Below are 12,386 nucleotides of genomic sequence, written 5' to 3'. Positions count from 1 at the left end.
ATTATTCCTCAATTTTTCCGCCAGCAGCTTCAATTGCAGCTTTAGCACCTTTAGTTACCCGAATACCACGAACAGTTACTGGTTTAGTTACCTCACCAGATAACATAATTTTTGCATATTCGATATGTGAATTAATCACATTAGCAACTTTCAAGCTATTTAGGTCAACAATATCGCCTTCGACTTTCATCAAATCAGAAAGACGAACTTGAGCTGTAACTAGAGCTTTACGTGAGGTAAAACCAAATTTTGGTAAACGACGATATAAAGGCATTTGACCACCTTCAAAGCCGCGACGAACGCCACCGCCTGAACGAGATTTTTGACCTTTAACACCACGAGTACCGGTTTTACCTAGTCCAGAACCGATTCCTCGGCCTAAACGTTTTGGTGCATGCTTTGAACCTTCCGCAGGAGATAAAGTATTTAAACGCATTACTATTACTCCTCTACTTTAACCATGTAATAAACTTGGTTTACCATACCGCGAATAGCCGGAGTATCCTCACGCTCAACAGTATGACCAATGCGACGTAATCCAAGACCAACTAACGTCGCTTTGTGCTTCGGTAGACGACCAATAGAACTACGAGTCTGTGTAATTTTAATTGTTTTTGCCATGGTTAATTACCCCAAAATTTCTTCGACGGTTTTACCACGTTTAGCAGCAACCATTTCGGGTGATTTCATATTTTCTAAGCCATCAATCGTTGCACGAACCACATTAATTGGGTTAGTAGAACCATATGCTTTAGCTAGAACATTACGAACACCAGCAACTTCTAAAACGGCACGCATTGCACCACCAGCGATAATACCAGTACCTTCTGATGCTGGTTGCATATAAACACGAGAACCTGTGTGAGCACCTTTAACTGGATGCTGTAATGTATCGTTATTTAATGCAACATTGATCATATTGCGACGTGCTTTTTCCATTGCTTTTTGAATTGCTGCTGGCACTTCACGTGCTTTACCATATCCAAAACCTACGCGGCCATTACCGTCACCAACAACTGTTAGTGCAGAAAAACTAAAAATACGACCACCTTTTACGGTTTTAGAAACTCGGTTAACTGCGATTAGTTTTTCCTGCAGTTCACCAGCTTGTTTTTCGATGTTTGACATCTTTAACTCCTACCTTAGAACTGTAGGCCAGCTTCGCGAGCAGCATCTGCTAGCGCCTGAACTCGACCATGATATTGGAAACCTGAACGATCAAATGAAACTTCTTTGATATCTTTCGCTAATGCACGTTCAGCAATTGCTTTACCAACCGCCGCCGCTGCATCTTTGTTTCCGGTGTATTTTAAACTTTCACTGATAGCTTTTTCTAATGTAGAAGCAGCTGCCAGTACTTCTGATCCGTTTGGTGCGATAATCTGCGCATAAATATGACGCGGAGTGCGGTGAACCACTAAGCGAGTTGCAAGTAGTTCATGCATCTTGCGACGCGCTTTAGTTGCACGACGGATACGAGCTGATTTCTTATCCATAGTGTTACCTTACTTTTTCTTAGCTTCTTTAGTACGCACAACTTCATCTGCGTAACGAACACCTTTACCTTTATAAGGCTCAGGACGACGATAAGCACGGATATCAGCAGCTACTTGTCCAATTAACTGTTTATCAGCACTTTTTAGCACGATTTCAGTTTGAGAAGGACATTCAGCTGTTACACCTGCAGGTAATTGATGTTCAATTGGATGTGAATATCCAAGAGATAAACCAATTGCATTACCTTTAACTTGTGCACGATAACCGACACCAACTAGCTGAAGTTTTTTAGTAAAACCTTCAGTAACACCAATAACCATTGCGTTAATCAATGCGCGAGCAGTACCTGCTTGAGCCCAAGCATCTGCAAAACCATCACGAGGAGCAAATTTAATTTGACCTTCTTCTTGATTAATCACAACCGCATTATTTATTGTGCGAGATAACTCGCCATTTTTACCTTTAATCGTAATTACCTGACCATTGAGTTTTACCTCTACGCCAGCAGGAACAACGACAGGTGCTTTTGCAACACGAGACATCTTTTTCTCCCTTACGCTACGTAGCAGATAATTTCACCACCAAGACCTGCTTGGCGTGCTGCACGATCAGTCATAACACCTTTAGAAGTAGAAACAACTGCGATACCTAGTCCAGCCATAACTTTTGGTAATTCATCTTTACGTTTATAAATACGTAAACCTGGACGGCTAACACGTTTGATACTTTCTACAACAGCTTTGCCTTGGAAATATTTTAAAGTAATTTCCAATTCTGGCTTAGTGTCACCAACAACTTTATAGTCCCCGATATAACCTTCTTCTTTTAGCACATTGGCAATAGCCACTTTCAGCTTAGAGGAAGGCATGGTGACTGCAACTTTATTCGCAGATTGACCATTACGAATACGGGTCAACATATCTGCTATAGGATCTTGCATGCTCATCTATAACACTCCCCTGATTACCAACTTGCCTTTTTAAGACCAGGAATCTCACCACGCATGGCTGACTCACGAACCTTAATACGACTTAAACCAAACTTACGAAGGACGCCATGAGGACGACCAGTTTGACGACAACGACGACGTTGACGTGATGGACTAGAATCACGAGGAAGCGTTTGCAATTTAAGCACTGCATTCCAACGATCTTCATCTGATGCATTAAGATCAGAGATAATCGCTTTTAATTCTTGACGCTTTGCAAAATATTTTTCTGCTAGCTTTACGCGTTTTTTATCGCGTTCAATCATTGATTGTTTAGCCATTATGCCCTACCTTACTTACGAAATGGGAAGTTAAAGGCAGATAATAAAGCTCGGCCTTCTTCATCTGATTGTGCACTTGTTGTGATAGTAATATCTAAACCACGAACACGATCAACTTTATCATAATCGATTTCAGGGAAAACGATTTGCTCACGAACACCCATGCTATAGTTACCACGACCATCAAAAGATTTTGCGCTTAAACCACGAAAATCTCGAGTACGAGGAAGAGCAATATAAACTAGACGTTCAAAAAATTCCCACATACGTTCGCCACGTAAAGTGACTTTACAACCAATAGGATACCCTTGACGGATTTTAAAACCAGCAACTGATTTGCGTGCTTTAGTGACAAGCGGTTTTTGACCACTGATTGCAGCTAAATCTGCAACCGCATTATCTAATAATTTCTTATCAGTAATTGCTTCACCCACACCCATATTCAAGGTGATCTTTTCGATCCGAGGGACTTGCATGACAGATTTGTAGCCAAACTGTTCTTGCAGTTTATTTACTACCTGTGCTTTGTAGTAATCATGCAGTTTCGCCATCGTACACTCCAAATTACTTAATTGATTAATTCATTAGTAGACTTATAAAAACGGACTTTTTTACCGTCTTCAATACGAAAGCCTACGCGATCTGCTTTGCCTGTAGCTGGGTTGAAAATTGCTACGTTAGAAACATTAATTGCTGCTTCTTTTTCAACAATTCCACCTTCTTGATTTAATGCAGGTACTGGTTTTTGATGTTTTTTCACCAAATTAATACCTTCAACAATCACTTTTCCTGTAGACAAAACGCTTTTTACTTTACCGCGTTTACCTTTATCTTTACCGGTTAACACGATAACTTCATCTTCTCGACGGATTTTCGCTGCCATTACCCGCTCCTTACAGTACTTCTGGTGCTAATGAAATGATCTTCATAAACTTCTCAGAACGAAGTTCACGAGTGACCGGTCCAAAAATACGCGTACCAATCGGTTGCTCACTGTTATTATTTAAAATAACACAAGCATTACGATCGAAACGAATGACAGATCCATCAGGACGACGAACACCTTTTCTAGTGCGCACTACAACAGCTTTAAGCACATCACCTTTTTTAACTTTACCACGTGGAATTGCTTCTTTAATGGTAACTTTGATGATATCACCTACCGCTGCATAACGACGGTGCGATCCACCGAGAACCTTGATACACATTACGCTACGTGCGCCAGAGTTATCGGCAACATCTAGCCTAGTCTGTTCTTGGATCATTTTAATGCTCCGTATAAATAAATTATTGTCTAATCTACCTTCATCCACTTCAACTACCATGGATAAGAATAGACAACCAAAAACCCACTTACGTGAGGGCGGATAGTATAACACCACTCAAGTAAAATGGATAGCATAAAATAAACGGCCACTCAGCCGTTTATTATATTATGTACAGTTTTTAATCAAAAAGATTAGATAACTGCTTTTTCAACGATTCGAACAAGAGTCCAAGATTTGGTTTTTGATAATGGACGACACTCTTTAATTTCTACAGTATCCCCAATACCACACTCGTTGTTTTCGTCATGTACATGCAATTTAGTCGTACGTTTAATGAACTTACCATATAACGGATGCTTCACTTTACGTTCTATAGCTACAGTAATAGATTTATCCATTTTGTCGCTAATAACACGACCTTGCTGAGTACGAATTTTTACTTCAGTAGTCATATTACGCACCCGCCTTCTCAGTTAATAATGTTTTAACACGTGCAATATTACGACGCACTTGTTTTAACATATGAGTCTGTGTTAACTGACCTCCAGCTAATTGCATACGTAAGTTAAATTGCTCACGTAATAAATTAAGAAGTTCAGTATTTAACTCTTCAACGCTTTTTTCGCGTAGCTCTTTTGCTTTCATTTACATCACCGTCTTAATCACAAAGGTGGTTTTAATTGGCAGTTTTGCAGCTGCCAACGCAAATGCTTCACGAGCAACTTCTTCCGGTACACCGTCCATTTCATAAAGGACTTTACCTGGTTGAATCTGTGCAACCCAGTATTCAACGTTACCCTTACCTTTACCCATACGCACCGCAAGTGGTTTTTCGGTAATTGGTTTATCAGGGAAAACTCGAATCCAGATTTTACCTTGACGCTTAACTGCACGAGTCATTGCACGACGTGCCGCTTCGATCTGGCGCGCAGTCAAACGACCACGACCTACAGCCTTAAGACCGAATGTACCGAAACTAACATCAGTACTTACAGCTAGACCACGATTGCGGCCCTTGTGCACTTTACGGAATTTTGTACGCTTTGGTTGTAACATCAGCGACGCTCCTTATTGTTTTCGGCCTTTGCGCTGCTTTTTCGGTTGAGCAGCAGGTTGTTTTTCTGCTTGTTCAACGGCAGCCATACCACCAAGGATCTCACCTTTGAAGATCCACACTTTAACACCAATAATACCATAGGTAGTTAATGCTTCAGACAATCCATAGTCGATGTCAGCACGTAATGTATGTAAAGGCACACGTCCTTCACGATACCATTCACTACGAGCAATTTCAGCGCCGCCTAAACGACCACTTACTTCAACTTTGATACCCTTAGCACCCGCTTTCATTGCGTTTTGTACCGCACGTTTCATCGCACGACGGAACATAACACGGCGTTCTAACTGAGAAGTAATGCTATCAGCAACTAATTTTGCGTCTAGTTCTGGTTTACGAACTTCGGCAATATTAATTTGTACTGCAACATCACGTTTCTCTTTTTTGTCTTTATATTTATTGACAATAGAAGCTACGGCATTACGTAATTTTTCAACGTCCTCACCTTTTTTACCAATCACAATACCCGGACGAGCAGTGTGAATAGTAATGCGAACGTTAGTTTCTGCTGAACGATCGATCACAATTTTAGAGATTGATGCTTGTGCTAATTCTTTGTTCAAGAATTGACGCACTCTAAAATCACTTTCTAAATTATCAGCGAATGTCTTTGTACCCGAATACCATGTAGATGTCCAAGGCTTGACAATGCCTAATCGGATACCATTTGGATTTACTTTTTGACCCATTGCTATTCTCCAGCCTAGCGATCTGAGACGATCACGGTGATGTGACTCGTACGCTTCAAAATTCGATCTGCGCGACCTTTCGCACGAGGCATAATACGCTTCATGGTTGGGCCTTCGTCTACGAAAATTTTCGCAACTTTTAGATCATCAATATCAGCACCATCGTTATGCTCTGCATTAGCAATAGCAGACTCTAATACTTTTTTAACAAGTACAGCCGCTTTTTTATTGGTGTACGTTAAAATATCTAGTGCCTGAGACACTTTCTTACCGCGAACAAGATCTGCAACTAAGCGAACTTTTTGTGCAGAAGAACGAGCGTGGCGGTACTTTGCAATTGTTTCCATCTCTTTCTCCTACTTATTTCTTCTTAGCTTTCTTATCAGCTGCGTGACCGCGATAAGTACGAGTCGGCGCGAATTCACCCAATTTATGACCAACCATTTCGTCGGAAACATAAACTGGAACGTGCTGACGACCATTATGGACAGCGATGGTCAATCCGATCATATTAGGAAAGATCGTTGAACGACGGGACCAAGTACGAATTGGTTTCTTGTCCCCGCTTTCCACCGCTTTCTCTACCTTCTTCAGCAAGTGTAGGTCAATGAAAGGACCCTTCTTGAGAGAACGTGGCATAGCTAATCCTCTATATTAATTATTTCTTATTGCGACGGCGAACAATATACTTATCAGTACGTTTGTTGCTACGCGTTTTCAATCCTTTGGCTTTTTGACCCCATGGAGACACAGGATGTTTACCAAAGTTACGACCTTCACCACCACCATGTGGATGGTCTACCGGGTTCATTGCTGTACCGCGAACAGTAGGACGAACACCACGCCAACGCGTTGCACCCGCTTTACCTAATACACGAAGCATATGCTCTGAATTACCCACTTCACCAATAGTAGCACGGCAATCAGATAATACTTTACGCATTTCACCTGAACGCAAACGCAATGTTACATATGCACCATCACGCGCAACGATTTGAACATAACTACCAGCAGAGCGAGCAAGTTGTCCGCCTTTACCTGGTTTCATTTCAATATTATGCACGGTAGAACCGACTGGGATGTTGCGCATTGGTAAACAGTTACCTGTTTTAATTGATGCATCAACGCCAGATTGGATCTGATCACCTGCTTTTAAGCCTTTAGGCGCTAAAATATAACGACGTTCACCGTCTTTATATAAAACTAATGCAATATTTGCACTACGATTTGGATCGTATTCCAAACGTTCAACAACTGCTGGAATACCATCTTTATTGCGCTTAAAGTCGACAATACGATAATGTTGTTTATGACCACCACCAATATGACGGGTAGTGATTCGACCATTATTATTGCGACCACCAGTTTTGCTTTTTGAATCAAGCAACGGTGCATAAGGCTTACCTTTATGCAACTCTGGGTTAACCACTTTAACAACGTGGCGACGACCCGGAGATGTAGGTTTACACTTAACAACTGCCATTGTTCTTACTCCTCCGAATTACTCAGCGACGCCAGCAAGGTCTAAATTTTGACCTTCTGCTAAAGTAACGTAAGCTTTTTTCCAGTCGCTACGGCGACCGATTTGTTGACCACGACGTTTAACTTTACCTTTAACAACAAGGGTATTAACGTCATCTACTTTAACTTCAAATAGTTGTTCAACTGCGGCTTTAATCTCTCTCTTAGTAGCATCTTTAGCAACTTTCAATACTAATGTATTTGTTTTTTCCATTGAAATAGATGCTTTTTCAGAAACATGTGGTGCTCGCAGGACTTTAAGCAGACGCTCTTCACGAATCATGCTAACATCTCCTCTACTTGTTTAACGGCATCAACAGTGATAACCACTTTGTCAAATGCAATCAAACTAACTGGATCAATACCTGCCACATCACGCACATCAACTTTATGCAAGTTACGTGCTGCTAAGAAAAGATTTTCATCAACTTCAGAAGCGATAATAAGAACATCGTTAAGGTTCATATCATTTAATTTCTGAGTTAATAATTTAGTCTTAGGTGCTTCAACAGTAAATGTTTCAACCACAACTAAACGTTCTTGACGCACTAATTCAGAGAAAATACTCTTTAATGCACCACGATACATTTTACGGTTAACTTTTTGGCTATGATCTTGCGGTTTTGCTGCAAATGTTACACCACCACTGCGCCAAATTGGGCTCTTAACAGAACCTGAACGAGCACGACCTGTGCCTTTTTGACGCCATGGTTTTTTGCCTGAACCAGCGATTTCTGCACGAGTTTTTTGTGCGCGTGAGCCTTGACGAGCAGCAGATGCATAAGCAACAACTACTTGGTGAACTAACGCTTCATTAAACTCACGTCCGAAGGTAGTTTCGGAAACAGAAAGCGCTTGCGCGTCTTTTACTACTAATTCCATCTCTATCTCCTCGACGTTAAGCCTTGATTGCCGGTTTAACAATTACGTCACTATTGATTGCGCCAGGAACTGCACCTTTAATTAATAAAAGATTACGTTCAGCATCAACACGCACAATATCTAAGTTTTGAACGGTTACACGTTCATTACCTAGGTGACCTGCCATTTTACGACCTTTAAACACTTTACCCGGAGTTTGGTTTTGACCAATAGAGCCATGACCACGGTGTGCCAAAGAGTTACCATGAGTTGCATCTTGTGTACGGAAATTCCAACGCTTAGTGACGCCAGCAAAACCTTTACCTTTAGATGTTCCAGTAACATCAACTTTTTTAACGTCTGTGAAAATATCAACGTTAATACTTTGACCTACAGCAAATTCGCCTTCTTCAAAACGGAATTCCCATAGACCACGACCAGCTTCAACGCCAGCCTTAGCGAAATGACCTGCTTCAGGTTTGTTTACGCGGCTTGCTTTTTTACTGCCAGTAGTAACCTGAATAGCTTGATAACCATCATTCTCAAGGGTTTTTACTTGAGTAATACGGTTGCTTTGAACTTCTACTACGGTGACAGGAATAGAAACACCTTCTTCGGTGAAGATACGTGTCATTCCTACTTTACGACCGATTAAACCAATCATTGTTTCGACCTCTCAATCATTCAGCTTAGGATTAACCTAAACTGATCTGCACATCAACACCGGCAGCAAGATCTAGACGCATTAAAGCATCAACTGTTTTTTCAGTTGGCTCAACGATATCAACTAGACGTTTATGAGTGCGAATCTCGTATTGATCACGCGCATCTTTATTAACGTGCGGAGAAATCAATACAGTAAAACGCTCTTTGCGTGTCGGTAATGGAATAGGACCACGAACTTGCGCACCAGTGCGCTTCGCAGTTTCTACAATTTCAGCAGTTGATTGATCAATCAAACGATGATCAAACGCTTTTAACCGGATACGGATTCTTTGGTTCGACATGAGACCAGAGCTCCATTATTTAAAAGTTATAACAAAAGACTACTCCTCTTTCCCTGTTTCGATTGACAGGAGAGTGTAATCCGTTCTTTTTCGTAACCCCCAAATCGGGAGTATTGTTGATATAATTAGCTATTTTCTACATAACGATTATATCTTTTTATCATTTGCTTATATAAAGGCAATAAACAAAGTGGATGGATTATACCCCTTTAGTTAACTAACGGCAAGAAATAAATACAGATATTTGGGTTTAAAGATAAAGCGTTTTTTCTGGTTATTGATTTACAAACATCAAATTTCAATCAAATAACCAGATTTAAGATTAATTTTTATAGTGAACTATAATGGGTATCATTCGTCATTATGATAGCAAGTTAATGATCTTCTTTGGCATGATTAAGGCTATATCTTGGAATCTCAACCTCTAGATCTTGATTCGTGACGCGAGCTTGGCAACTTAAACGGCTATGAGGTTCAACACCCCACGCTTTGTCTAACATGTCATCTTCCTGCTCATCACTTTCTTCTAGAGAATCGAACCCTTTGCGAACAATACAGTGGCATGTAGAACAAGCACATGACATTTCACACGCATGCTCAATTTCAATATCATTGCGCAATGCCACTTCTAAAATAGATTCGCCTTCTTGCGCCTCAACAGTTTTTCCATCTGGGCAAAGATCGGCATTCGGTAAAAAAGTAATTTTTGGCATAATAATCTCGTTAGTTAAATATCATCAACTCTATGACCAGTTAAAGCATGACGAATAGACCTGTCCATTCGCTTGGCAGCAAAATCTTGTGTCACGTTATCTACAATTTTTATTTGCTTTTCAATTGCGTAACTATTATCTGATTCACTCGCTACTTGTAATTGATGCTTAGCTGCTAAAATCAGGCTCAATTCCTTTTCATTTAATAAGTCAGCATCTTTATCTAAAGCGCTTTGTAAGCTTTCAAGTACTCTAGCTGCCTCAACTTTTTGTTCAGCAAGCATTCGGATCTGTTTATCTTGCTCTGCATTACTGATTGAATCTTGAATCATATCAGCAATTTCATTATCAGTTAATCCATATGAAGGTTTTACTTGGATAGTCGCTTCAATACCCGTTGATTTTTCCATTGCTGTAACATTTAATAAACCATCGGCATCAACTTGAAAAGTCACCCTAATGTGCGCGCCACCGGCTGGCAGCGGTGGGATACCTTGCAATGTAAAACGAGCCAACGATCGACAGTCAGAGACACTTTCACGTTCTCCTTGTAAAACATGAATCATCATCGCAGTTTGACCATCTTTAAAAGTGGTAAACTCTTGAGCCCTTGCACACGGAATCGTACTATTACGTGGAATGATTTTTTCAACCAATTCGCCCATGATTTCAATGCCTAACGACAATGGGATCACATCAAGCAATAACATATCCGAATCAGGTTTATTTCCAACCAAAATATCAGCTTGAATAGCTGCACCAATGGCAACTACTTTATCAGGATCAATAGATGTTAACGGATGTGTTTTGAAATAATGTCCCACTGATTGCCGTACTAATGGCACGCGAGTAGAGCCACCAACCATAACAACTTCAACCACTTCATCCACACTAATCTCTGCATCTTTTAACGCTCGGCGACAAACGGCCAAAGTACGTTTAACCAATGGCTCAATTAATTGTTGAAATTGCTGGCGGGTAATAGTCAATGACTGATTATCAAGCGACAATACAGCCGAATCTTGACGACTCAGTAAAATCTTTATTTCAGTCGCTTGGTTACTGATTTTTTGATTAATATAAGGGTCTATATTATTAACTAACCCTAATTCCCTCTTTATATAGTCAGCCAATAACCGATCAAAATCATCACCACCAAGTGCAGAATCACCACCGGTTGCTAGGACTTCAAAAACACCTTTATTTAAGCGCAAAATAGAAATATCAAAAGTACCACCACCTAAATCATAAACAGCGATAACACCTTCTTTTCCTGAATCTAAACCATAGGCAATAGCAGCAGCTGTGGGCTCATTGAGTAAACGCAATACATGCAAACCGGCTAACTTTGCAGCATCTTTCGTTGCTTGCCGTTGTGCATCATCAAAATAAGCTGGCACAGTAATAACTACACCATCAATTTCACCTTGCAAACTCTCTTTTGCCCGCTCAGATAAAGCGGTGAGAATTTCTGATGAAACTTGTATCGGATTGACTTGAACATTAGACAAGTTTAATAAAGGAACACCATTTTCAGTTTGCGAAAAAGTATAAGGAAAATGCGATAAATCTATATCAGATAAACTTCGCCCCATTAATCGCTTAATAGAACTGACAGTATTTTGCGGATCATTAACGGCATTGTCTTTAGCATTTTTTCCAATTGTAATAATAGGGTTATCATCATAATCAACACCATAATGCACAACGGATGGTAACAGTGAATTACCTTCTAAATCAGGTAATACCTCTGCTTTTCCGCTTCGAACCGTTGCTACTAATGAATTCGTTGTACCAAGATCAATCCCCACCGCAAGGCGACGCTGATGTGGTAGTGGAGTTTGCCCTGGTTCACTGATCTGTAATAATACCATTTAATCTATCTCTATCGATACGTTACTTATTTTAAATTATAAATCAAATTGCTTTTCTTGTAACTTTTCGATTTGTTCAATCAACCTAGCAAGATAGCGGATTTTATAGATCTGATTAAGTGCAGTTGACCAATCTTGATTAGCAATAAATTGTAATAATCCGTCATAAACAATATTCTGTCGCGCAACAACCTCAGCTTGAAAATCATCTAATAATGCAAAATTCCCTTTACTCTCGATTTCATCAAGCCTTTCACGCAAAACAAATTGCTCCATTAAAAAATCGGCATCATGAATAATATTTTGTTCAGTTGCCACATCAAAACCTTGTAGAGATAAAAAATACTCGGCAGCTTTGATTGGATTTTTTAACGTATGGTAACCATCATTAATGGTTGCTGATTTTTGAACAATTGCCACTTTATCATTATCGGTTGCAACGGCAAAATTATCTGGGTGATATTGCCTTTGCAATTGTTGATAACAAGTCGTTAGCTCAGCGGTATTCACCGGTAATTGAACCGGCAAATTAAATAGCTCAAAGTAATTAACCATAATTATTGTGTCCAA

General features: G+C 40.1%; 24 protein-coding genes. All 24 read right to left on the bottom strand.

Annotated features, from left to right (window positions below; genetic code table 11):
• Position 1: 1 nt before the first annotated feature.
• The 24 genes from rplO to hscB all read right to left on the bottom strand — a co-directional run bounded on the left by rplO (position 2) and on the right by hscB (position 12,371).
• Positions 2–436, bottom strand: a complete 435-nt coding sequence (gene rplO / locus ACYIAL_RS07810) for a 50S ribosomal protein L15 (RefSeq protein WP_065567153.1) — start codon at positions 434–436, stop codon at positions 2–4.
• Positions 437–441: 5 nt separating this feature from the next.
• Positions 442–621, bottom strand: a complete 180-nt coding sequence (gene rpmD / locus ACYIAL_RS07805) for a 50S ribosomal protein L30 (RefSeq protein WP_025314400.1) — start codon at positions 619–621, stop codon at positions 442–444.
• Positions 622–627: 6 nt separating this feature from the next.
• Complete coding sequence (rpsE, locus tag ACYIAL_RS07800; protein ID WP_025314399.1) at positions 628–1,128, bottom strand: 30S ribosomal protein S5; 501 nt, start codon at positions 1,126–1,128, stop codon at positions 628–630.
• A gap of 14 nt (positions 1,129–1,142) precedes the next feature.
• On the bottom strand, positions 1,143–1,496 hold the full coding sequence (gene rplR, locus ACYIAL_RS07795) for a 50S ribosomal protein L18 (protein WP_025314398.1): 354 nt from the start codon (positions 1,494–1,496) through the stop codon (positions 1,143–1,145).
• Positions 1,497–1,505: 9 nt separating this feature from the next.
• Positions 1,506–2,039 (bottom strand): 50S ribosomal protein L6, encoded by a 534-nt coding sequence (rplF, locus tag ACYIAL_RS07790; protein WP_065638311.1) that lies wholly within the window; start codon positions 2,037–2,039, stop codon positions 1,506–1,508.
• Positions 2,040–2,050: 11 nt separating this feature from the next.
• The gene (gene rpsH / locus ACYIAL_RS07785) at positions 2,051–2,443 is read right to left on the bottom strand and encodes a 30S ribosomal protein S8 (protein ID WP_065567155.1); all 393 of its coding nucleotides are present in this window, start codon (positions 2,441–2,443) and stop codon (positions 2,051–2,053) included.
• A 17-nt stretch (positions 2,444–2,460) separates the two neighbouring features.
• Positions 2,461–2,766 carry a 30S ribosomal protein S14 gene (rpsN, locus tag ACYIAL_RS07780; RefSeq protein WP_025314395.1) on the bottom strand — a complete coding sequence of 102 codons (306 nt, stop codon included), beginning with the start codon at positions 2,764–2,766 and terminating at the stop codon, positions 2,461–2,463.
• An 11-nt stretch (positions 2,767–2,777) separates the two neighbouring features.
• Positions 2,778–3,317, bottom strand: coding sequence for a 50S ribosomal protein L5 (rplE, locus tag ACYIAL_RS07775; protein ID WP_065558584.1), 540 nt, complete (start codon positions 3,315–3,317; stop codon positions 2,778–2,780).
• Positions 3,318–3,334: 17 nt separating this feature from the next.
• Positions 3,335–3,649, bottom strand: a complete 315-nt coding sequence (rplX, locus tag ACYIAL_RS07770; RefSeq protein WP_065561017.1) for a 50S ribosomal protein L24 — start codon at positions 3,647–3,649, stop codon at positions 3,335–3,337.
• A gap of 10 nt (positions 3,650–3,659) precedes the next feature.
• Positions 3,660–4,031 (bottom strand): 50S ribosomal protein L14, encoded by a 372-nt coding sequence (gene rplN, locus ACYIAL_RS07765; RefSeq protein ID WP_025314392.1) that lies wholly within the window; start codon positions 4,029–4,031, stop codon positions 3,660–3,662.
• 194 nt (positions 4,032–4,225) lie between these two features.
• Positions 4,226–4,486, bottom strand: a complete 261-nt coding sequence (rpsQ, locus tag ACYIAL_RS07760; RefSeq protein ID WP_034911151.1) for a 30S ribosomal protein S17 — start codon at positions 4,484–4,486, stop codon at positions 4,226–4,228.
• Between the two features lies 1 nt (position 4,487).
• The gene (gene rpmC / locus ACYIAL_RS07755; protein ID WP_034902373.1) at positions 4,488–4,679 is read right to left on the bottom strand and encodes a 50S ribosomal protein L29; all 192 of its coding nucleotides are present in this window, start codon (positions 4,677–4,679) and stop codon (positions 4,488–4,490) included.
• The gene (rplP, locus tag ACYIAL_RS07750) at positions 4,680–5,090 is read right to left on the bottom strand and encodes a 50S ribosomal protein L16 (RefSeq protein WP_034911153.1); all 411 of its coding nucleotides are present in this window, start codon (positions 5,088–5,090) and stop codon (positions 4,680–4,682) included.
• A 12-nt stretch (positions 5,091–5,102) separates the two neighbouring features.
• The gene (gene rpsC / locus ACYIAL_RS07745) at positions 5,103–5,840 is read right to left on the bottom strand and encodes a 30S ribosomal protein S3 (RefSeq protein WP_065638310.1); all 738 of its coding nucleotides are present in this window, start codon (positions 5,838–5,840) and stop codon (positions 5,103–5,105) included.
• Positions 5,841–5,854: 14 nt separating this feature from the next.
• On the bottom strand, positions 5,855–6,187 hold the full coding sequence (gene rplV / locus ACYIAL_RS07740) for a 50S ribosomal protein L22 (protein ID WP_034884235.1): 333 nt from the start codon (positions 6,185–6,187) through the stop codon (positions 5,855–5,857).
• A gap of 13 nt (positions 6,188–6,200) precedes the next feature.
• A complete protein-coding gene (gene rpsS / locus ACYIAL_RS07735) occupies positions 6,201–6,479 on the bottom strand; it encodes a 30S ribosomal protein S19 (RefSeq protein ID WP_024496505.1) in 279 nt (92 codons plus the stop codon).
• Positions 6,480–6,498: 19 nt separating this feature from the next.
• Positions 6,499–7,323 carry a 50S ribosomal protein L2 gene (gene rplB, locus ACYIAL_RS07730; protein ID WP_065558580.1) on the bottom strand — a complete coding sequence of 275 codons (825 nt, stop codon included), beginning with the start codon at positions 7,321–7,323 and terminating at the stop codon, positions 6,499–6,501.
• An 18-nt stretch (positions 7,324–7,341) separates the two neighbouring features.
• Positions 7,342–7,644: a 50S ribosomal protein L23 gene (rplW, locus tag ACYIAL_RS07725; RefSeq protein ID WP_034885052.1), complete on the bottom strand. Its 303-nt coding sequence runs from the start codon at positions 7,642–7,644 to the stop codon at positions 7,342–7,344.
• A complete protein-coding gene (gene rplD / locus ACYIAL_RS07720) occupies positions 7,641–8,243 on the bottom strand; it encodes a 50S ribosomal protein L4 (RefSeq protein ID WP_065638309.1) in 603 nt (200 codons plus the stop codon). Before rplD ends, rplW begins: the two co-directional genes overlap by 4 nt.
• A 16-nt stretch (positions 8,244–8,259) precedes the next feature.
• Positions 8,260–8,886: a 50S ribosomal protein L3 gene (gene rplC / locus ACYIAL_RS07715; RefSeq protein ID WP_065634454.1), complete on the bottom strand. Its 627-nt coding sequence runs from the start codon at positions 8,884–8,886 to the stop codon at positions 8,260–8,262.
• 31 nt (positions 8,887–8,917) lie between these two features.
• Positions 8,918–9,229 carry a 30S ribosomal protein S10 gene (gene rpsJ / locus ACYIAL_RS07710; RefSeq protein WP_006120582.1) on the bottom strand — a complete coding sequence of 104 codons (312 nt, stop codon included), beginning with the start codon at positions 9,227–9,229 and terminating at the stop codon, positions 8,918–8,920.
• A gap of 374 nt (positions 9,230–9,603) precedes the next feature.
• Complete coding sequence (gene fdx, locus ACYIAL_RS07705) at positions 9,604–9,942, bottom strand: ISC system 2Fe-2S type ferredoxin (RefSeq protein ID WP_065638308.1); 339 nt, start codon at positions 9,940–9,942, stop codon at positions 9,604–9,606.
• Positions 9,943–9,956: 14 nt separating this feature from the next.
• Positions 9,957–11,816, bottom strand: coding sequence for a Fe-S protein assembly chaperone HscA (hscA, locus tag ACYIAL_RS07700; RefSeq protein WP_483751362.1), 1,860 nt, complete (start codon positions 11,814–11,816; stop codon positions 9,957–9,959).
• A gap of 36 nt (positions 11,817–11,852) precedes the next feature.
• The gene (gene hscB, locus ACYIAL_RS07695) at positions 11,853–12,371 is read right to left on the bottom strand and encodes a Fe-S protein assembly co-chaperone HscB (protein WP_483751361.1); all 519 of its coding nucleotides are present in this window, start codon (positions 12,369–12,371) and stop codon (positions 11,853–11,855) included.
• Positions 12,372–12,386: the final 15 nt, after the last annotated feature.

This window comes from Gilliamella sp. X-57, from assembly GCF_057063565.1.
This window is presented reverse-complemented; position numbering and strand designations above follow the sequence as displayed.